17 protein-coding genes are annotated in these 19,791 nt (G+C 55.0%); 3 read left to right on the top strand and 14 right to left on the bottom strand.

The window, feature by feature from the left end:
* Positions 1 to 30 precede the first annotated feature (30 nt).
* From FFI90_RS16945 to pedF, 12 genes are all read right to left on the bottom strand, one after another.
* Complete coding sequence (locus FFI90_RS16945; protein WP_144779704.1) at positions 31 to 1,770, bottom strand: PAS domain-containing hybrid sensor histidine kinase/response regulator; 1,740 nt, start codon at positions 1,768 to 1,770, stop codon at positions 31 to 33.
* Positions 1,754 to 2,917 carry an alcohol dehydrogenase-like regulatory protein ErcA gene (gene ercA, locus FFI90_RS16950; protein WP_144779706.1) on the bottom strand — a complete coding sequence of 388 codons (1,164 nt, stop codon included), beginning with the start codon at positions 2,915 to 2,917 and terminating at the stop codon, positions 1,754 to 1,756. The genes FFI90_RS16945 and ercA overlap by 17 nt, the downstream gene beginning before the upstream one ends.
* A 66-nt stretch (positions 2,918 to 2,983) precedes the next feature.
* Positions 2,984 to 4,693, bottom strand: a complete 1,710-nt coding sequence (locus tag FFI90_RS16955; protein WP_246123648.1) for a S9 family peptidase — start codon at positions 4,691 to 4,693, stop codon at positions 2,984 to 2,986.
* Positions 4,694 to 4,835: 142 nt separating this feature from the next.
* Complete coding sequence (gene pqqE / locus FFI90_RS16960; RefSeq protein ID WP_144779710.1) at positions 4,836 to 5,993, bottom strand: pyrroloquinoline quinone biosynthesis protein PqqE; 1,158 nt, start codon at positions 5,991 to 5,993, stop codon at positions 4,836 to 4,838.
* Entirely contained in the window at positions 5,990 to 6,283 is a 294-nt protein-coding gene (pqqD, locus tag FFI90_RS16965) for a pyrroloquinoline quinone biosynthesis peptide chaperone PqqD (protein ID WP_144779712.1), read from the bottom strand. Before pqqD ends, pqqE begins: the two co-directional genes overlap by 4 nt.
* Positions 6,283 to 7,038, bottom strand: a complete 756-nt coding sequence (gene pqqC, locus FFI90_RS16970; RefSeq protein WP_144779714.1) for a pyrroloquinoline-quinone synthase PqqC — start codon at positions 7,036 to 7,038, stop codon at positions 6,283 to 6,285. The genes pqqD and pqqC overlap by 1 nt, the downstream gene beginning before the upstream one ends.
* Complete coding sequence (gene pqqB, locus FFI90_RS16975; protein ID WP_144779716.1) at positions 7,035 to 7,970, bottom strand: pyrroloquinoline quinone biosynthesis protein PqqB; 936 nt, start codon at positions 7,968 to 7,970, stop codon at positions 7,035 to 7,037. The genes pqqC and pqqB overlap by 4 nt, the downstream gene beginning before the upstream one ends.
* A gap of 56 nt (positions 7,971 to 8,026) precedes the next feature.
* Complete coding sequence (gene pqqA / locus FFI90_RS16980; RefSeq protein ID WP_007153157.1) at positions 8,027 to 8,098, bottom strand: pyrroloquinoline quinone precursor peptide PqqA; 72 nt, start codon at positions 8,096 to 8,098, stop codon at positions 8,027 to 8,029.
* A gap of 345 nt (positions 8,099 to 8,443) precedes the next feature.
* Positions 8,444 to 9,964 carry an acetaldehyde dehydrogenase ExaC gene (exaC, locus tag FFI90_RS16985; protein WP_144779718.1) on the bottom strand — a complete coding sequence of 507 codons (1,521 nt, stop codon included), beginning with the start codon at positions 9,962 to 9,964 and terminating at the stop codon, positions 8,444 to 8,446.
* Between the two features lie 189 nt (positions 9,965 to 10,153).
* On the bottom strand, positions 10,154 to 11,929 hold the full coding sequence (locus FFI90_RS16990) for a PQQ-dependent methanol/ethanol family dehydrogenase (protein WP_144779720.1): 1,776 nt from the start codon (positions 11,927 to 11,929) through the stop codon (positions 10,154 to 10,156).
* A gap of 212 nt (positions 11,930 to 12,141) precedes the next feature.
* Positions 12,142 to 13,098 (bottom strand): substrate-binding periplasmic protein, encoded by a 957-nt coding sequence (locus tag FFI90_RS16995; protein ID WP_144779722.1) that lies wholly within the window; start codon positions 13,096 to 13,098, stop codon positions 12,142 to 12,144.
* Positions 13,099 to 13,176: 78 nt separating this feature from the next.
* Positions 13,177 to 13,605 (bottom strand): cytochrome c-550 PedF, encoded by a 429-nt coding sequence (gene pedF / locus FFI90_RS17000; protein ID WP_144779724.1) that lies wholly within the window; start codon positions 13,603 to 13,605, stop codon positions 13,177 to 13,179.
* Positions 13,606 to 13,958: 353 nt separating this feature from the next.
* On the opposite strand from pedF, the gene FFI90_RS17005 reads away from it, so the two are divergent.
* Positions 13,959 to 15,821: a methanol/ethanol family PQQ-dependent dehydrogenase gene (locus FFI90_RS17005; RefSeq protein ID WP_425463112.1), complete on the top strand. Its 1,863-nt coding sequence runs from the start codon at positions 13,959 to 13,961 to the stop codon at positions 15,819 to 15,821.
* Positions 15,822 to 15,894: 73 nt separating this feature from the next.
* Positions 15,895 to 16,548 carry a pentapeptide repeat-containing protein gene (locus tag FFI90_RS17010; RefSeq protein ID WP_144779728.1) on the top strand — a complete coding sequence of 218 codons (654 nt, stop codon included), beginning with the start codon at positions 15,895 to 15,897 and terminating at the stop codon, positions 16,546 to 16,548.
* Between the two features lie 16 nt (positions 16,549 to 16,564).
* Here FFI90_RS17010 and FFI90_RS17015 read toward each other — a convergent pair whose 3' ends face one another.
* Both FFI90_RS17015 and FFI90_RS17020 read right to left on the bottom strand, forming a co-directional pair.
* Entirely contained in the window at positions 16,565 to 17,221 is a 657-nt protein-coding gene (locus tag FFI90_RS17015) for a response regulator (protein WP_144779730.1), read from the bottom strand.
* Positions 17,218 to 18,447 carry a sensor histidine kinase gene (locus FFI90_RS17020; protein WP_144779732.1) on the bottom strand — a complete coding sequence of 410 codons (1,230 nt, stop codon included), beginning with the start codon at positions 18,445 to 18,447 and terminating at the stop codon, positions 17,218 to 17,220. Before FFI90_RS17020 ends, FFI90_RS17015 begins: the two co-directional genes overlap by 4 nt.
* 164 nt (positions 18,448 to 18,611) lie before the next feature.
* On the opposite strand from FFI90_RS17020, the gene FFI90_RS17025 reads away from it, so the two are divergent.
* Entirely contained in the window at positions 18,612 to 19,787 is a 1,176-nt protein-coding gene (locus tag FFI90_RS17025; protein ID WP_144779734.1) for an ABC transporter substrate-binding protein, read from the top strand.
* Positions 19,788 to 19,791 lie beyond the last annotated feature (4 nt).

Consider the following 19,791-nt stretch of genomic DNA (forward strand, 5'->3'; position numbering starts at 1 on the left):
AGTACGACTCCTACTGGCAAGGGCATTGTGCTAATTCTCGGAAAGTAAACTTGTCAGCAATGCCCGCAGGCGATTGGGCTTTACCGGTTTGTTCAAGATAGGCAAATGATGCACTCGCATCTGCTTGCGCAGTTCATAGCTGCAGTCTGCTGTAACCAGCGCCGCAGGCAATCGCTTACCCAATAACGTGCGTACAGCCTCAATCGCCTGCCAGCCTGTTTTTTCATCATCAAGATGATAGTCGGCCAGCATCGCAGCCGGCAGGTCTTCTGCCTGCTGAAGGTACTCCAGAGCTTGGTGTTCGTCAGGGCAGGTAATCACTAAACAGCCCCACCGCTCCAACAATAGCTTCATACTCTCAAGCACGGCTGGCTCGTTATCAATCACCAATACCCGCGTGCCAGCAAAGCCAGTCAGGGCCGCAGCTAAAGGCTGCTCGATTTTGCTGGCAACCGTGTGCCTCTCAATCGGTAGCTGTAGCGAAAATCGTGAGCCTCGCCCGGGCCGTGACACAACGTCCATCTGGTAGCCCAACACCGACACCATACGGTCAACAATGGCCAAACCAAGCCCGGCACCTTGGCGTCCTCCCGTTCCCTGCGGCAAGAGCTGGTGAAATTCCGTGAAAATATCCTGTAATTTGCTTTCTTCAATGCCTACACCGGTATCCCACACTTCAATACGCAGGCTATCGTGGCGGGCCCGCAAAGCCAACAGTACACGTCCACTGCGAGTATAGCGGAAGGCATTACTCAGCAAATTGCGTAGAATCCGCGTGAGCATGCGCTGATCTGTTTTCGCCAGCGCCGGAATTGTGCGCACTCTTAGTCCGATGCCAGCATTCGCCGCTACAGATTCGAACTCCTGACCCAGCCCCTTGGCCAAAGCAGCGATGTCGGTCAAGGCCAAGTCCGGCACCATTGCCTTCTGATCCAGTTTTGATATATCCAACAGATCTGCAAGTAAATCCTCTGCCCCCTCCAGAGCGCGGTGCACCTGATGTACCATCCTCGCCTCTTCTGCCGGCAGGGCGCTATCCTGGAGTGCCGAAATAGTCAGACGCGCCGCGTTCAGAGGCTGCAGCAAGTCATGGCTGGCCGCTGCCAGGTATTTGTCTTTGCTACGATTCGCATCCGCCGCAGCCTCTGCAGCAATTACCAACTCACGCTCAGCCTTTTCACGTTCGGCTATCTGGAAATGCAATCCTACATTGGCATCCTGCAGCGCTTGGGTGCGGTCTTTTACCCGGCATTCAAGATCGGCGTTAATCTGCACCAGTTCTTTTCGCGCCTGAACCCGCTCGGATATATCGGCCACAAATGCCTCAACCACCTCCGGGCCTAAATCGGGCCTTCTTAACAGGGTGATCGCCACGTCAACGGCTGTATTGTCGGCACGAGACAGGCGAATCTCGCGCGCACTTATACTGCCACTATCAAGTAATTCCTGACGCAGCGTATCGAACTCACTGGCACTGCAAAAAAGCTGCTCACGCAAACGAATAACACGGGCTTGCAGATCCTGAGGACTTGAGTAACCGCAAATCTTGGCCATGGCCGGGTTGCAGGCTAAAAAACCGCCCCGTAGATCACCCTGAAAAATGCCGTGTAGCGCCATTTCGAAAAGCCACTTGTAGCGGTTTCGCTCCTGCTCCAACTCCTCTATTTGCTTTTGCAGTGCCGGATAGTAGTTCTTGCGGGCAGACTGACTGCCAAGCCCCAGCAGGTCACTAATGCCATAATCACCCGTTCGCTCAGAGGGCTTCTTCATAAACAACCTGAACGTCTCTGAGTGACGACTTACGGGGATTTGTCAAAATACACGGATCCTGTAAGGCAAATCCCGAAAGGGACGGGATATCAGACACGCTGACACCCAACTCAGAGAGCTTCGCTTCCAGGCCGACGGTGCGCTTGAGCAGGATGATACGGTTCATCAGTCGTTTCTGAATTTCCGGCCGGCCCATACCGCGGGTATCGATATCCATAGCCTCCGCAACTCGGCGAAAACGCTCCTCCGCAGAACGGAAGTTATAAGCCACCACGTGCTCTAACAACATGGCGTTGCACAAACCATGGGGCAAATCCAGAAAACCTCCCAGGCTATGTGACATCGCATGCACAGCCCCGAGGATTGCGTTGGAGAATGCCAGGCCGGCCTGCATGGAAGCCAGCATGATTTGCTCGCGCAAATACGGATCTGCAGTATTCGCTACCAACGGCTCCAGATTACGGTTAATCAAACGGATGGCTTCGAGTGCATGTGAGTCTGTCAGTGGCCCACTGCCGGTAGACACGTAGGCTTCAATGGCATGAACCAGAGCGTCTACCCCGGTGCAGGCGGTCAGATAGCTACTCATGGTTTCGGTCACTTCCGGATCGATCAACGAGACGTCCGGCACAATCGCTTTACTTATGATGGAAAACTTGAAGCGACGTATGGGATCAGAAATGATCGCAAACTGTGACACGTCGGCTGAGGTACCGGCGGTTGTTGGAATCAGGATCATCGGTGGCGGTGGGTGGTCGATGGTATCCACTCCCTCAAAATCCAGAATGTGCCGACCATCACTGACAACAATGCCAATGCCTTTGGCGCAGTCCATGGGGCTGCCGCCTCCTATGGCAACAATCACGTCACACTCTGAGGATTTGTAGAGCTCTGCGCCAGCCATGACCTCATCAACCCGGGGATTCGCAGAAACCCCGGTATAGACGGTAGTGCGTATGCCTACATCGGCCAGTAAGGTAACGATTTCGCCCACCCAGCCAACTGCCGAAACACCTGGGTCTGACACCAAAAACACGTGCTTCCCACCGAAATTGCTGGCGAAGTTGGCAACTGACTTGCGCGACCCAGCTCCAAATACGATCTCTGGCGAGACAAATTTTCTTAATGCAGATATGTCATGACCCATGAAAACGAACTCAACGTTATATTTGTTTTTATCGTAATAGTTGAGAGTTTAACTCAAGCTTTGTGTTCATTCACTGGCCTTTCGGCTATGCCTTTGATAAAAGCGATAGAGTCGCTCAAGCATGGCGGCCTGATTCGCCTGCTGTAAAAAGCCATGGCCCTCGTCCTGAAACCAATGCAGCTCCGGGGCTTGTCCGGCTTTGTGCATTGCTGACACCATGGCGCGGGTTTGCTCCGGCACAACCACTTTGTCCTGCCCTCCCTGAAAAAAGATCACTGGCGCGACCATTTTTGCCGCGCGCAGCCTGGGCGTGCGCATTTGCCAGCGTTGTGGATGTTCCTCGGGGTCGCCTAAAAGCCAATCCAGGTAGCCGGATTCAAAGCGGTGTGTCATACGTCGCAACCGGGCCGGATCAGTGACACCAAACAAGCTGGCACCGGCGCTGTAGCGCTGATCCGTGCTCAATGCCATCAGAGCCGTGTAGCCACCAGAACTACGACCCTGGATAAATACCCGCTCGGGGTCTGCCCGACCGGCGCCAACCAGGCAATCCACTGCGCGCGCCATGTCCTCTACATCCAAATCACCCCACCGGTCTGCCAGGGCTAAGCGGAAGGCACGGCCGAATCCACTGCTGCCGCGGTAGTTCACCTCGGCTACGGCAAAGCCCCGCTGGCACCAGAATTGTATCTGAGGGTTGAACACCGGGTAGGCTGCAGAGGTAGGCCCACCATGGGCTATGAGAATCAATTTTGGCGGTTGATTACCCGCCGTCAGTGGCGCATATAGAAAACCCTGGGGAGGCGCCAGCTCCGCACTGGCAGCGGGCACTCTAAATGCGAGGGGGCGCGCGAGAGTGTGCCCGGGCAGTGCAGGCTCCCCACCCGCAATAACACAGGCCTGGGCGCTGGGTGGATCAATCCGAAGAACCGCATCGAGGCGATGTGGCGACTTTGCAATCGCGTAAAGCATGCCGTTAACAGTGCACAAGCTGCGAAAATCGCTAAACTCAGACGAAATGCGCACCGGCTCTGGGTAGCCTGGGCAAGTGAGCCATAACTCACCGTATCCGTCGTGATAACGGATCCGGGCCCAACAATCGCCAGGTAATGGACAGTGGTGACTTTCACCGAGATGCCAGGGCGCATTGGCATGATCTCGTTCGGGCGTAGCCGCAGCTTTTAACCAACCACTTTCTGCGCTCTGATAATCCACCTGCCAGGGTTGCCACCAACCTTCATGGTCAGACAAAACCCACAATGCCTGACCGGAAAAAACTGGCTGTTGAATAGAACCTTCATTGGGCGACGGATGACTCTGAACATGCTCTAACGTGCCGCTTTCAGTAACACTTGCTGTCCACAGGCGAGTACGTAACCAAGGCATATCAGGCAATTGCCAGGTCACCCAGGCAATCTTTTTACCATCAGCTGTGAGTGCCGGCGCACCGTAAAAGTCTTCACCTTCATGCAGCACCGTCAACTCACCCGTGCGCACCAGCGCCACCAGTTGCTGTCGACCCTCTGCAACTCCCTCACCCGTTTCACGCACCGCCAGCACACGCTGTCGCAACGGGTCTGACACCAGCCCGCCATACGCCGCCGCATCGGTGGTCAGCACCTGGCTGCTGCTTTCTTCGCTGGTAATAAAGCAGATGTGCTGATCGTCAGTGACTACGTACACGCCCTCCGGAGCCGCCGCCAATGCACCGCCACCATACCCATTCACCCGGCTGCGAATGTTCAGGTAGGGCGTGGCCAATGGGGTCGAAGCCAAGTCACGTATCCGCCAAACCTGATTCGCGCCAGTGTCAGGGTCACTTTGCAGCCAGAATACACCGGTTTGCGAAGCGACCAAGCCACTGCGTTGGATATAACCAGCGCACGCCTCAGCCGCACTCAATAACCCGACGGGCGACTCAGCTGCGAAAGAACAAACGGGAGTTGCCGGCGTTGCGATAGGTCAGCTCCTCTATACCTGCGGTAGCATGGTCAGCGGCCTGGCGCGCGGCCAGAATGCGATCGTGATGAGGCGATTTACTGCACACCGGGTCGGCGTTATCGGCATTACCGGTAAGCAAAAATGCCTGGCAACGACAGCCACCAAAATCCTTTTCCTTCTCATCACAGGACCGACACGGCTCTGGCATCCAGCTGTCGCCACGATAATGATTAAAACCTGAGCTTTCGTACCAGATGTGCTTCAAGTCTTTATCGCGCACATTGGGGAAGTCGATCGGCAGCAGGCGAGCGCTGTGGCAGGGTAAGGCGGTGCCGTCTGGAGCCACCGTCAAAAAAAGACTGCCCCAGCCATTCATGCACGGTTTTGGGCGTTCTTCATAGTAATCGGGAGTAACAAAAATCAGCTGCATGGCCGAGCCTTCATCCAAAAGGCGGGCTCGATTCTGATTCACTTCATGCTCGGCTTTTTCCAGCTGTGCCCGCGACGGCATCAGCCCTTCACGATTCTTGAAAGCCCAGCCGTAGTACTGACACGTGGCCAGCTCGACGTAATCTGCGCCCAGGCGATCACACAACGCAACTATGTCATTCATCTGATGGATATTATGACGGTGAATCACAAAGTTGAGAACCATGGGGTACCCTGCCTCTTTCACCGCACGGGCCATGGCCAGCTTTTGCTCAAATGCCTTGCGAGAGCCTGCAACGGCGTTATTCAATTCCGGATCGGACGCCTGAAAGCTAACCTGAATATGATCCAACCCGGCCTCGGCAAATGACTCGACTTTGGCCTGGGTCAGCCCTAAGCCAGACGTAATAAGGTTGCTGTAATATCCCAGATGACGTGCCTCGGCGATCAACTCGCCCAGATCCTGGCGCACCAGCGGCTCGCCCCCGGAAAACCCCAGTTGTGCCGCGCCCATTTCACGGCCTTGGCGCAGAACCCTGACCCACTCCTCAGTGCTGAGCTCAGTCTCGGACTGGGCAAAATCCAGGGGATTTGAGCAGTAAGGACATTGCAGAGGGCAACGATAGGTCAGCTCGGCGAGCAGCCACAACGGGGGGCCGATGCCGGTTGGCTTCTGTCCTGTCAAACTGGAGGTCAGAGAAGTCATGAGAGTTCAATCCAGTGTTGCTGCCTGGCGTGGTCCAGAAATTCGATCACGTCGGCCTCCAGAGCACCGGTTTGAGGAAACGCTGCCTCTAGCTCAGCCACAATATCCTGCACGCAACGCTGGCCATCGATCTCACCCAGTATCGCACCGGCGCTCTCGTTAAGCTTCACCATACCCTCAGGGTACAGCAACACATGACCGCTCTGTGCGGGCTCCCACTGGAACCGGAACCCACGACGAAAACGAGGAATGTCTGTGGTTTTGATCGCGTTTTCTGCAAGATTTGCCATTACAGCCCCCGGTGCCAGATTTGCTGATCTGTCACCGTGTGAAACGGTGGTGTGTTATGGCTGTAAGCCATCGTGAGTGCGTCCAGAAGGCTCCACAAAATATCCAGCTTGAACTGCAGGATATCCAGGGCTCTGGCCTGCTCGGGGGCGGTGGTGAAATGCTCAAGCGTAATCGCCAGGCCGTGCTCCACATCGCGACGGGCTTCCGAGAGGCGCTTGCGGAAATAGTGGTAACCAGAATCGTCTATCCACGGATAATGCTGCGGCCAGCTGTCCAGACGGGACTGGTGAATTTCCGGTGCAAACAGTTCCGTTAGAGACGAACACGCTGCCTCCTGCCAACTGGCACGGCGCGCAAAGTTCAGGTAGGCATCTACCGCAAAACGCACACCTGGCAGCACATGACGCTGGTCAATCACCTCTTTTCGGGTAAGCCCTACAGCCTCTGCCAAGCACAACCAGGCTTCGATGCCGCCTGCATCTGAGTTGTGACCATCGTGATCAAGAATGCGTTGCAACCACTGTTGGCGAACCTCGGCATCAGGGCAATTAGCCATAATGGCGGCGTCTTTACGCGGAATCATGATCTGGTAATAATACCGGTTGGCTACCCAGCCCCGGACTTGTTCAGGGCTGCATTGTCCGCCATACATGGCCCGGTGATACGGGTGGTGAATATGGTAATACTGCCCCTTGCTGCGCAGCACTCGCTCAAACTCTGTCGCGTTCATGGCAGTATTGACGATGGCGCTCATAGCTTCTCCGACAGATCAATATGCATTCCGTCCCAAGCCACATCGATGCCGTGCTGAATCAATTGCGCTCGCTCATCAGAGTCTTCATTCAGAATCGGATTCGTGTTGTTGATGTGGATCAGAATCTTATATTTGGCGGGCACAGAATCCAGTACCTCAATCATCCCACCCGGGCCACTCTGGGCCAGATGGCCCATGGCCTGACCGGTTTTGGTGCCTACTTTCTGGCGGATCATTTCGTCGTCGTGCCACACCGTGCCATCCACCATCAAAACGTCGGCTTTGCGCATCCACTGCAGAATGTTCGCATCGGGCTTACCTAGCCCGGGAGCGTATAGCACAGTGTTACCCGTACGTGTGTCCTCGATAAAAATGCCAATATTATCGCCAGGGTGCGGCTGATCCCTTCGCGGCGAATACGGCGGCGCATTACTCAACAGGGGAATAGCCGTCAGTTTCAGATTCGGGGCGCAAGGAACAACAAAGGCTTCTGGCGCGCCCTCATCAAGCGGGATTTCTTGCCAGCGCAACCCACCGTTCCAGTGCGCCAGCATCGGGAACAGCGGAAAGCCGGAACTGAGGTCTTCGTGTACCTGCGCCGTACACCATAGATCAAGTGGTAGCCCTTCTCGCAGCGTTAACAGGCCCGTCGTATGATCCACTTGGCTGTCCATCAGCACCACAGCCTCAATACCGGTATCACGCAGGGCGCGCGCTGGCTGCATAGCTGGAAACGATGCCAACTGAGCACGAATATCGGGGGAGGCGTTGAACAGAATCCAACGCTCACCGTCTTCACTGATGGCAATGGACGACTGTGTACGTGCACGAGCGTTAATAGTGCCCTTTCGCAAGCCATCGCAATTGGCGCAATTGCAGTTCCATTGAGGAAAACCGCCACCTGCCGCCGAACCAAGAACCTGAAGATACATAAGCAGAAGCTCCGAAAGTAAAGCGGCCGGTGCCCAGGCACCGGCCGCTTCAGTCTTCAGCGATTAGCGAAGTACATAGTGACTTCGAAACCGATACGCAGGTCTTCATAAGCTGGCTTTGTCCACATAATGCTCACCTCTTTTGTCATGATTATTTGGGCATCAGGAAACGTTCGGTGATGATCACCGCATCCCCAAACTCCATCGTAAAGGCAGCCGAAAGCCACCAACATGGTACTTTCGCACTGTTTTCAGGTCGCCTTTAGTTGCAGTTTGGCAGGAGCTAAAGGGGGCAGAGCGATGCATCAGCAATCCCAAAAAGCAAAAAAGGCCCACGAAGGGCCAAAAGAGAGCGACACAAATGCAGGGGTCTCCACAAAAACTCCCCGACAGACGCCGGGGAAAGAAGTCGCACATTCCCTGTGCAGTTTACCAACCAACCTGTGTGGAGGAGCTGGCCGATAGCATTACAATCAGAAAAAGCCCAGCGGGTTAATGTCGTAACTGGTCAGCATACACTTGGTTTGCTGGTAGTGATCCAGCGCCAACTTATGGGTTTCGCGACCAATTCCGGATTTCTTGTAACCACCAAAAGCGGCGTGGGCCGGGTACGCGTGGTAACAGTTCATCCACACCCGACCAGCCTGGATCTGGCGACCCATACGATAGGCAACATGGGTATCACGGGACCAAACCCCTGCACCCAGACCAAACTCGGTATCGTTAGCAATGGCGAGCGCCTCTTCCTCAGTTTTGAACGTGGTTATCCCCACAACCGGGCCGAAGATTTCCTCCTGGAACACGCGCATCTTGTTTTCGCCCTTAAACAGCGTGGGCTGGATGTAGAAACCGTTAGCAAAATCGCCTTCCAGGTTTTCTCGGCCACCGCCGGTCAACACCTGGGCACCTTCCTGCTTGCCAATTTCAAGGTACGACATGATCTTGTCGAACTGTTCCTTGCTGGCCTGAGCGCCTACTTGTACGTCGGTGTCCAGTGGGTTACCACGTTTGATTGCCTTGGTGCGGGCGACCACTTTTTCTATAAATTCGTCATACATGTCTTCCTGCACAATGGCTCGGGAAGGACAGGTACACACTTCACCCTGATTGAAGAAAGCCAGAACCAGACCTTCCACACACTTGTCTATGAATTCAGGCTCGGCCTTCATTACGTCAGAGAAGTATATGTTCGGTGACTTGCCTCCCAGCTCCACGGTTGAGGGAATGATGTTTTCAGCCGCGCATTTAAGGATGTGCGACCCAACCGGTGTCGAGCCGGTGAAGGCGATTTTGGCAATGCGCTTGCTGGTTGCCAGCGCCTGGCCGGCTTCAATGCCATAGCCGTTAACCACGTTGAGTACACCTGGCGGCAGCAGGTCGCCGATAACCTCCATCAACACCAGTATGCTCGCAGGTGTCTGCTCGGCCGGCTTCAGCACGGTACAGTTACCCGCCGCCAGACACGGGCCCAGCTTCCAGGCGGCCATTAGTATTGGGAAGTTCCAGGGGATAATCTGCCCTACCACGCCTAACGGCTCGTGGAAATGGTACGCCACGGTGTTGTTATCAATTTCGCCCATATGGCCTTCCTGGGCACGAATGCAACCAGCAAAGTAACGAAAGTGATCAGCAGCCAATGGAATGTCGGCGTTCAGGGTTTCACGGACGGCTTTACCATTATCCCAGGTTTCCGCAACCGCCAATTTTTCGACATTGGCTTCAATGCGATCAGCAATTTTCAGAAGGATATTGGAGCGCTCCTGAGCCGAGGTACGCCCCCACGCGGGGGCGGCCTTGTGCGCCGCGTCGAGTGCCAGATCGATATCTTCTGCAGACGACCGCGGGATCTCACAGATCACATCACCCGTTACAGGGGTAATGTTATCAAAATACTGCCCTTTTACCGGGGCAACCCACTCACCGCCAATGTAATTTCCATAACGGGATTTAAAAGAAACGACGGAACCTTCTGTTCCTGGTTGTGCGTAGATCATGGCTTCAACCTCATGTTTTATTTATTACTCGCCAACGGGGGGCTATCGCATTTACCCACCCAATGTAGACACAAACTCTTACTCATTGAATGCTGCGATGGGGGCGAAAAACTCCTCCCTTGGTAGTAGTCGCCAGCCGACCGATATTGGCCGTGGCCTGCTGGCGCCCAATTTCATCGCACCCTGGGATTACTGGCTTGCAACTCGGTCCTTTGGTAGCTTGAAGGTCCATACCGTGCCACCCTGGTTAAAGTGCTTGACCACTTTGGCCACTTCACCCCCCCAAAGCGGTACCGCCCCACCCCAGCCAGACGCCACTGAGACAAACTGCTCGCCGTCCATCTGCCACGTAACCGGAGTGCCAACCACACCGGAGCCGGTATTGAACTTGTACAACTCTTCACCGGTCTTGGCATCAAAGGCTTTCAGGTAGCCCTCTGGTGTGCCGGTGAAAACCAGATCACCCGCTGTCGTCATTACGCCGCCCCACAAAGGCGCCGGGTTTTCATGGCGCCACACTTCCTCACCGGTTTTCGGATCCATGGCGCGCAAAACGCCAATGTAATCGTCGTTGGCAGGCTTTATCGTGAAACCGGCACCCAGGAATGCTCCGCCTCTTTTATAAGAAACCGGCTCATTCCAGATATCCATAGACCACTCGTTAGAGGGCACATAGAACAGGCCAGTTTTCTGGCTGTAAGCCATGGGCATCCAGTTTTTGCCACCGAGAAATGCCGGTTGAGCTACAACGGCTTCGCCTTTGCTTCCATCCATGTCCGCAGGATCACCCGGGCGCCCATTTTCGGCATAAATAGGCCGACCAGTCTTGGGGTCAAGCCCCGTGGCCCAAGTGATTTTGTCTACAAACGGGAAGCCACGAATGAAGTCACCGTTTTCACGGTTCAAAACATAGAAAAAGCCATTTCGATCTGCGGTGGCCGCAGCCATCACGGTTTTTCCATTTTCCTCGTAGTTAAACGAAATCAACTCATTTACACCATCGTAATCCCAGCCGTCGTGGGGTGTGGTCTGAAAGTGCCATTTGATGCTGCCATCGTCCGGATCAATGGCCAGTCTTGAGGAGGAGAAGAGGTTGTCGCCCGGGCGCAGGTGCGAGTTCCACGGCGATGGGTTACTGGTGCCAAAAAACAGCGTATCGGTATCCTGATCGTAAGTGCCGCCCAGCCAGGGTGCTGCGCCGCCGGTCTTCCACATATCGCCGGGCCAGGTGCGCCCGGCTTCGCCGCCAGAAATGCCATTTTCAACTTTTTCGCCATCCTCATACACATACCCCATATGGCCTTCGACTGTGGGGCGCGTCCAGGCCAAGTCACCGGTTTCAGCATCGTAAGCTTCCACTTTGCCAACAACGCCGAACTCACCGCCGGCTACCCCGGTAATTATTTTGCCTTTTATAATAATTGGAGCGGCAGTGATGGCGTATCCTGCCTGATAGTCCGCCACCTTCTTAATCCACTCAGGCTTGCCTGTATCCTTGTTCAGTGCCACAAGCCTGGCATCCAGAGTGCCGAAGTATACTTTGTTGCCGTAAAGGGCTACGCCGCGGTTAACCACATCACAGCAAGGCATGATGCCGTCGGGCAGGCGGGCATCGTACTGCCAAAGCTCTTCGCCGGTTCTTGCGTCAATGGCGTAAACGCGGGAGTAGGAGGCGGTCACGTACATCACACCGTCCTTTATCAGGGGCTGGGATTCCTGGCCGCGCATCTTTTCGCTGCCGAAGGAAAATGCCCAGGCGGGCTGCAAATACTGGATATTATCTGTGTTCAGATTTGCAAGCGTGCTGAACCGCTGCCCTTGAGTACCCATACCATAGGTGACAACGTCTTCTGGCGTGTTGGCATCGTTGAGGATGTCTTCGTCGGTTACGGCCTGGGCGCCGCAAGACACTGCCAACGCAAGGGTGCTGACTGCAATGCGAATGCCGAATCTGTTCAATCTCATGGTTGCGCTCTCCGAGTCTCTTGTTGTCGGTTTTCGGTGAACCGGGAAGTTTTCCCGCCTCTATGCAGATTCTTCGCTTTGCCTGCCGAATCAACAATGATTCCCCAGCAGTGGTTTTCTCATCACTTGGTCGTACGACCCAAATAGAAAAGCCCACGCTGAAGGCGTGGGCTTAGTCCAATTCCAGGGTAATGCGTTAGTCACAATCGACTTCAGGGCCGACTCTCAGCTTGTGCAATCGCTTCGTCGCTCAGGAACTCCCGATAATATTGGGGGATGCTATAACTCAGGCTAAACCGAGAAAATAGTTCGCTGAGCTCGCCAGACTGCACCAGTTTGCCAACGATCTCCTCAAGGGCATAGCCCAGCTGTCGATGTGTGTGTTTGATCGCCATACCCACATCCCAAACCTGCTTGTTAATACCCGGGAAACCATTACCCGCATGCTTGAACTGACTGTTTTCGGCTTTTGACAATTGATAGTCGATTTCTGCGCGCATGCCCATGACGGCGTTCACCTCGCCATCGCGCATGGCACTGAAGGCTTCCCCAACGTTTGCGTAATGGCGCACCTGTTCACGCAAGCGACCATTTAACCCGGACGAGAGATAGAAATCCGGCAAGGTGTCAATTTCCACACCAATCGGGTGGTACTGGAACATTGCGACAGTTTCCACCGAGTCCATCTTTTTCGGGTTGTAAGCAATTTGCCAGGTTTCCTGCTGGTACGGCCCGAACAGCACCACCTGTTCGTTCATGTATTCGCCGGTGGAATCCTGCATATAGGCGTATTGTTTGTCGTAAGGCACGCGCATCATCACATCGGCAAGGCGTTGCTTCGCCAGGTAATGGCCTTTCCATACGTTGTTGCGCAGGTCGTCTCCCAGGTTTTCATCCGGCACGATCCAGTGCACTTTGAAATCCACACCCATGGCCGCGGCAATGCGCTTGCCAAGTTCCACATCAATACCCTGCGGTTCACCGTTCACAGTGTAAGAATAAGGTGGGAAATTCTGGTAAACCCCCACCTTCAAATAACCGGACTCAATAATAATGTCGTAAGTGCGCTCTGCGGGCCGGTTCAGCAGCGCGTTCCCGTCGTTCACTTCCTGGGCAAAGCCCGTTTGCAACAGCAGCATCAATGCGAAAACTCGAAACAGCGCTTTCATTGTCACTCCCCCAACGACGGCAGGCCGGCATATAGCCGACCCGAAAACAGCCCTTTTGAATTCTGAAACCAGCGCCATTTACTCAGGCTTTGGCAAGGATTCAACGTAGGTCCGAATTGCCCAAATAGCATTTTGGTCCAGGGTTTTCTTCCACGCAGGCATACCGCGATCGGTACCATTTTGAACGCGACCCATATAGTACTCGTCGTCCCATTCTGTAAGCTCGCGCAAATCTGGTGTCAACCCACCAGACATCGCCCTGATACCGTGGCAGCCGGCACAGTTGCCAGCATAGGCGCTTTCGCCAATCTCCACTGCGAGAGAGTTTGCATCACCATGTGAGCCGCCCTTACGGAACGGGTTTTCTGCCAGAAGTTCGTCTCCCAGAACAGGAAGGTTGCCGGTATCCACTGGCTGCGGGGTGACATTGCCATGCGCCAATACAAAACCCGCGGTTCCCAGCAGGGCCGCCGTTGTCAGCGCTTTGAGTGAGAAGAAGATTTTCATTGCACTTACCTTTGTTGATTCCTCGTACGCTGGCGATTGGACTTATGAGATGCCAGTTGCTGATAACCAGTCTAGAAAGCCGGGGCGACAATCCGAATGCCACTTTGGGGGCTTCGCCTTAGTTCCTTAGTCGTAGGCAATCAGGGCGAAGGCCAAAGCACGATAGCTTCAGTGCCTCACCTGAAATTTCTGCGTTATCAGCGACAAAGCACGTAGGTGGGCATTTTTCCCGGTTTTTCATGGCATTTTCCCGATTATCAAGTGAACTTTGCCGTCGCTGCGCTCACGGCTCGCAGCTAATACTCAATGCGTCAACACCAACAGCGAAGACACCACAACAACAACGTGAGGAAATGAGTATGAAGATTCACCGTCAAAAACATCCGCTGATCCACGGGATCGGTCTGGCTTTGCTCCTCGGATCTGCAACCGGGCTGGTCACTACCGAAAGCTATGCCGCGGGGGTCACCTGGAAAGACATTGCCAACGATGCCGAAACCACACACGACGTGCTGGGATACGGCATTGGTCCAAAAGCTCAGCGCTACAGCCCCATGAACACACTGAACCGTGACAACGTGGAACGCCTGGTTCCGGCCTGGTCGTTCTCGTTTGGTGACGAAAAACAGCGAGGACAGGAGTCTCAGGCACTGGTGCATGATGGGGTTATTTATGTGACCGCGTCCTACTCACGAATTTTCGCCCTGGACGCGAAAACTGGTAAACAGCTCTGGGAGTACAGTCATCGCCTGCCCGAGGGTATTCGCCCCTGTTGTGATGTGGTCAACCGCGGTGCAGCAATCTTCGGCGACAAGGTTTTTTTCGGCACGCTGGACGCCGGCATAGTGGCGCTGAATAAAGATACCGGCAAGGTGGTGTGGCGCGAGAAGTTTGGCGATCACGAGGCAGGCTACACCATGACTGGCGCTCCAACCCTGGTCAAAGATCAGAAGAGCGGCAAGGTTCTGCTGATACACGGCTCTTCTGGCGATGAATTCGGTGTGGTGGGCAAACTCTATGCACGCAATCCGGATACCGGCGAGGAGGTCTGGATGCGACCCTTTGTGGAAGGTCACTATGGCCGCTTGAATGGTGAAAAGAGCACGCCCACCGGCGACCCTCGCGCACCCAGTTGGCCAGATGACCCCACAACCGAAACCGGTAAGGTCGAAGCCTGGAGCCATGGCGGCGGCGCACCCTGGCAAAGCGCCAGCTTCGATGCCGAAACCAACACCATCATAATTGGTGCTGGCAACCCGGCCCCGTGGAATACCTGGAAGCGCACATCTCCTGGTGGCAATCCGGCGGACTATGACAACCTTTATACCTCCGGCCAGGTAGGTGTAGACCCCACCACCGGCGAAGTGAAATGGTTCTACCAGCACACACCAAACGACGCCTGGGATTTTTCCGGTAATAACGAGTTGGTGCTGTTTGAATACACCGAAGACGGCAAAACGGTCAAGGCCACGGGCCATGCCGACCGTAACGGCTATTTCTATGTTGTTGATCGTGCCAACGGCGATTTCAAGAAAGCCTTCCCGTTTGTCGACAATATTACCTGGGCATCAAGCATTGGCGATGATGGCCGACCAGTTGAAGTAGAAGGGCAGCGACCGCCACCCGTGCCAGAAGGGAAAACCCGTGGTGAATCCGTTGAAGTGTCGCCACCGTTCCTCGGTGGCAAAAACTGGAACCCCATGGCCTATAGCCCCGACACAGGTCTTTTCTATATTCCGGCCAACCATTGGAAGGAAGACTACTGGACTGAAGAAATCACCTATAAAAAAGGCGCAGCCTACTTGGGCCAAGGTTTTCGTATCAAGCGTATGTACGATGACCACGTCGGTATCTTGCGAGCCATGGACCCGGTGACTGGCGAGATTGAATGGGAGCATAAAGAGAATATGCCCTTGTGGGGCGGCGTACTTACTACAAAGGGTGGGCTGGTTTTTACAGGAACTGGCGACGGGTATCTGAAAGCCTTTAACTCGGAAACCGGCGACGTCCTTTGGCAGTTCCAGACTGGCTCCGGCATCATTTCATCCCCTGTTACCTGGGAAATGGACGGTGAGCAGTACGTTGGGGTTGCCTCCGGTTACGGCGGTGCGGTGCCTCTGTGGGGCGGCGATATGGCCGAGCTGACCAAGCCAATTTCTCAGGGCGGCTCGTTCTGGGTATTCAAGCTACCTTCCTGGGCACAAGCATCTAACTGACCGCCCCTTTTCCATGGGCCCGGTGGTGCACACTGGGCCCTTTTCCAGCCACTCTACCTGTGGAGTCTGTTTTATGAAGCTGCTCATCGGTGCTTCTATTCTACTTTTTATAACGCCGGTTATGGCCGCTGATTACATGGCCGAGGAAGATCAACCACCGATTATCAATGGCTGTGTGCTGAAGCAGAAAACCCAATGTCCCGGGGCGGATCTTCAGGGCGCCGATCTTTCCAACATGGATCTGCGCGGTGCCAACTTCAAAGGCGCTAACTTGAGGGAGGCCAATCTCAATCACGCCAGTCTGCGTGGTGCAAACCTTGACGGCGCCAATCTTGATGGCATCCGCGGTTATCGGCTGCAGATTTACCGGGGGAGTATGCGCGGTGCCAAAGTGCGCAACGCCGAACTTCAAGGCATGCAAGGCGAATATCTGTTCGCTCAAGGAGCGGATTTTAGCGGCTCTGACCTCACCGGCGCCAACTTTGCCTTTTCACGATTCGCGGGGGCGACGCTGCAAGGGAGCAATCTGTCGTTTAGCAGCTTTGAGATCGCGTGGTTACCAAAAGCAAACCTGCAAGGCGCAAACCTGCAGGGGGCAAACCTTCAGGAAGCCAAGTTGGGGCTGGCCAATCTGGCGCAAGCTGATCTTACGAACACCCGTATTCACTACGCGACCTTTGAGGGCACTTATATGGAGAATTGCACCGGCTGTCCGTTCGACTGGTGAAGACATCCACACAGGGTCAGGGCCTTTGGCCCATGCCCCTTCCACCATAGCGAACCAGGCCGGCATCCACGGCAAGGTGAATCAGTTCCACTGACGAATCGACCTGCAACTTGCTTTTTAGCAGCGCCAAATGATTCGACACCGTTTTATTACTGATACAGAGCCTTTCGGCGATCCTGGCGATACATTCACCCCGGGCGTACATCAGCAGCACCTCCATTTCACGCTGAGTCATGTCTTTCAAACGCTGGTCTACAGGTCGCTCGCTGTTCATCGCGAGACGAGTCGCTATAGGATGCTCGATGTACGGCTGACCGGCAGCCACCCGCCTGACGGCTTCAGCAAGCTCCTCGGGCGCGCAGCTTTTCGACACAAATCCCAAACCGCCTACGTCCAGCGCCTGACGTACCACAGGCAGTTCATCGTGCATGGTAAAAAACAGAATAGCTGCACCTTGCCAGCGTTGACGGATGCGCCGGCCTACCTCTAACCCGGAGATGTCCGGCAGCCCCATGTCCAGCAACAACACATCCGGCTGGATCTGTGCATAGCAGCCAAGGGCCTCCTGGCCATTTTCAACCTCAGTGATCGCAAGACCAGGAATCATCGCGCGCAGAAGGCTGGCGATACCCTGCCGAACCACTTGGTGATCGTCAACAATCATCAATTTCATCGTATGCCTCCACTGGCACGGGCCAGACCCAACGGCACCGTCAGTCTTATTCGAGTGCCTTCACCGACCTTACTTAAAAATTGAGCTCGACCACCCAGACATCGCGCGCGTTCGCGCATTGAGCGCAGTCCAAGCCCGATTTTTTCGGGGAAGTTGTCAGAGCCCGCTCCGTTATCATGCAGTTCAACGTGTAGCTCGGTGGCATGCTGTTGTACCGCCAGCCTGGCGCAAGTGGCATTGGCATGCCGCGACACATTGTTCAACGCTTCCTGCAAGAAACGGTACAGATGCGTTTGTTGAGTACCACTTAACTCCGCCAACTGCTCGTCCATGGTTAATTGGCAATCCAGTCCGCTCAGGTGTTGCCACTGCTCCACCAAATGGCGAATGGCGCCTGCCAGCCCAAACTGCTCCATCGCCAACGGATGCAAATCCTGCAGTAAGTGCCGAAAATGTTGTTGAACGGTTTCGCAGTGCCCTGCCAGATCCCTGGCCTGCTGCCTCTGGCGCTCATTCAAGTCAGGGTCGTAAACCCAACTTCTGGCCTGGGCGCGAATGCCGGTTAAGTACTGGCCCAGGTCATCGTGCAACACCCGAGCGATGTGCTCGCGTTCCTTGTCTTGTAACTGCAACAGCTCTTCCAAAAGGCAGCTCACGGTTTTTTGCTCGCTCTCAAGCGCCGCCACCATATTGTTAAAGCGCAGCGCCAACGCGTCCAGTTCTACAACACTTTGCCGCGACAAGCGCGAGCCCAATTTGCCATTGGCCACAGCAGCCATGGCGCCGGCCAAGTTGGCAAGTGGGCGTATCCCCCGCCTCACCATCCAGAACAGTGCGATAAAACACAGCGCCATGCCCACGGCATATGATGCTGATATCAGCAAAAATCCTTCCCAGATCTCCTCAGCTTCGTCAACCGGGTCAATGCGCCAGCCGTTAACCACCGTGAAACCACGGTTACCAACTACCATCGATTCAAACCACCCGGGTACCTCCTGGCGGGATGATAGCCCGGTTACCTCAGCAGGGCGCATGTGGCGCAGGGTTTCGGCGACGCCGGGCGGTAAGGTTTCCGGCGCCCCTGACGCGCGCGCCAGACTGGTTACTGCAGTCAGCTCGCGCTGAATGTCATAACGCGCTTGGTGCACATAAAACACCGCACCCAATACATAAATCGCTGTGAAAAGCGCCAGCATCAGCAGAAAAATTTTGCGAAAGGCCGTCATTAGTTGATCCGTTCAAGCACATTGAAAACCCTACCAACCATGCTAAACAGGCTGCTTCAGACCGGAATAGTCCTTTAGTACTGCCAGTTTGCTACTTTCTGAATATTCCCGGAACTTTTTCCCTTCTCTAAGCTGGTCAGACAATAAAAACCCCGGAGGGCCTCATGTTCCGACCCGCGTCTTTGATCGTCACGCTCGTTTTTAGCCTTCTGAGCGCGCTACCACTTCATGCCTCTGAAACGATCGCTGTGAAGATAGGGTATGTACAGTGGGCGCCAGACCAGGGTCCGGTGCTGTCCAACGTGCTTCCCGAGCCCGAGGATGCCGGCCTGCGAGGCGCCGAACTGGCGATTAACGATAACAGCACCACCGGGAAATTCATGGGCCACACTTACACCCTCACACCCAAAGTGGCCGAATCAGAGCAGGCGGCGGTAGAAGCCTTTGAGGCGTTGCAGCAACAAGGGGTTGATCTGTTTGTCATTAATGCGCCTGCCAGCACATTGACAGCGATAATGGATAAAGCCGCCACAGATACGCTGGTATTCAATTCCGGTAGCCCAGACGATGCGCTGCGCGCTAGCAAATGCAACCCGAATCTTCTGCACACTCTTCCAAGCTACGCAATGCTGACCGACGCTCTGGGACAGTGGTTGAAAATGCGACGCTGGAGCCGGGTTTTTCTGATTACTGGACCCACCGCGGCAGACCAGGCTTGGGCCAGCGCATTTCGCCGCTCAGCCAAGCGCTTCGGGGTGAAAATCATGGAGGACAAACCCTGGACCTTTGATGCCGATCTGCGTCGCACCGCATCCAAAGAGTTGCCACTGTTCACCCAGGCGAACGATTACGCTGCGGTGGTAGTGGCTGATGTGCGTGGTGATTTTGGTGAATACGTGCCGTTCAACACCTGGTTGCCAAGGCCGGTAGTCGGCACACAGGGCATGTCACCTGAGGCCTGGCATCGCGTTGTTGAAAGCTGGGGCGCCGCCCAATTACAGAGCCGTTTTTATGATTTGGCCGGCCGCGACATGACAAGCGAAGATTACGCGGCGTGGGCGGCGGTTCGCTCTTTGGGAACAGCCGTTACCCAGCTTGGTAAAGCCGACCCCAAGAGTCTTCGCCGCTTTATTTTCAGCGACCGCTTTCAGCTGGCGGCGTTCAAAGGCCGCCAGCTGACCTACCGCTTGTGGAATGGCCAACTTCGTCAACCCATTCCGCTGGTACACCCGAGGGGGTTGGTTGCGAGTGCGCCGATCGAAGGCTTTATTCATCCGAAAACGGAAATGGACACCCTCGGGCTCGATGAGCCAGAAAGCGCGTGTCGTATCAACGGCTGACCGC

Source organism: Marinobacter maritimus (assembly GCF_007671675.1).
In the GTDB taxonomy this organism is placed as follows: Bacteria; Pseudomonadota; Gammaproteobacteria; order Pseudomonadales; family Oleiphilaceae; genus Marinobacter; species Marinobacter maritimus.

Coding starts and splice junctions, on each gene's coding strand:
- FFI90_RS16995 (WP_144779722.1), bottom strand. CDS start 13,098: ATGAAAGCGCTGTTTCGAGTTTTCGCATTGATGCTGCTGTTGCAAACG.
- pqqB (WP_144779716.1), bottom strand. CDS start 7,970: ATGTATCTTCAGGTTCTTGGTTCGGCGGCAGGTGGCGGTTTTCCTCAA.
- exaC (WP_144779718.1), bottom strand. CDS start 9,964: ATGATCTACGCACAACCAGGAACAGAAGGTTCCGTCGTTTCTTTTAAA.
- FFI90_RS17020 (WP_144779732.1), bottom strand. CDS start 18,447: ATGACGGCCTTTCGCAAAATTTTTCTGCTGATGCTGGCGCTTTTCACA.
- FFI90_RS17010 (WP_144779728.1), top strand. CDS start 15,895: ATGAAGCTGCTCATCGGTGCTTCTATTCTACTTTTTATAACGCCGGTT.
- FFI90_RS16990 (WP_144779720.1), bottom strand. CDS start 11,929: ATGAGATTGAACAGATTCGGCATTCGCATTGCAGTCAGCACCCTTGCG.
- ercA (WP_144779706.1), bottom strand. CDS start 2,917: ATGGGTCATGACATATCTGCATTAAGAAAATTTGTCTCGCCAGAGATC.
- FFI90_RS16945 (WP_144779704.1), bottom strand. CDS start 1,770: ATGAAGAAGCCCTCTGAGCGAACGGGTGATTATGGCATTAGTGACCTG.
- pqqE (WP_144779710.1), bottom strand. CDS start 5,993: ATGACTTCTCTGACCTCCAGTTTGACAGGACAGAAGCCAACCGGCATC.
- FFI90_RS17025 (WP_144779734.1), top strand. CDS start 18,612: ATGTTCCGACCCGCGTCTTTGATCGTCACGCTCGTTTTTAGCCTTCTG.
- FFI90_RS17015 (WP_144779730.1), bottom strand. CDS start 17,221: ATGAAATTGATGATTGTTGACGATCACCAAGTGGTTCGGCAGGGTATC.
- pqqD (WP_144779712.1), bottom strand. CDS start 6,283: ATGGCAAATCTTGCAGAAAACGCGATCAAAACCACAGACATTCCTCGT.
- FFI90_RS17005 (WP_425463112.1), top strand. CDS start 13,959: ATGAGTATGAAGATTCACCGTCAAAAACATCCGCTGATCCACGGGATC.
- pqqC (WP_144779714.1), bottom strand. CDS start 7,038: ATGAGCGCCATCGTCAATACTGCCATGAACGCGACAGAGTTTGAGCGA.
- pedF (WP_144779724.1), bottom strand. CDS start 13,605: ATGAAAATCTTCTTCTCACTCAAAGCGCTGACAACGGCGGCCCTGCTG.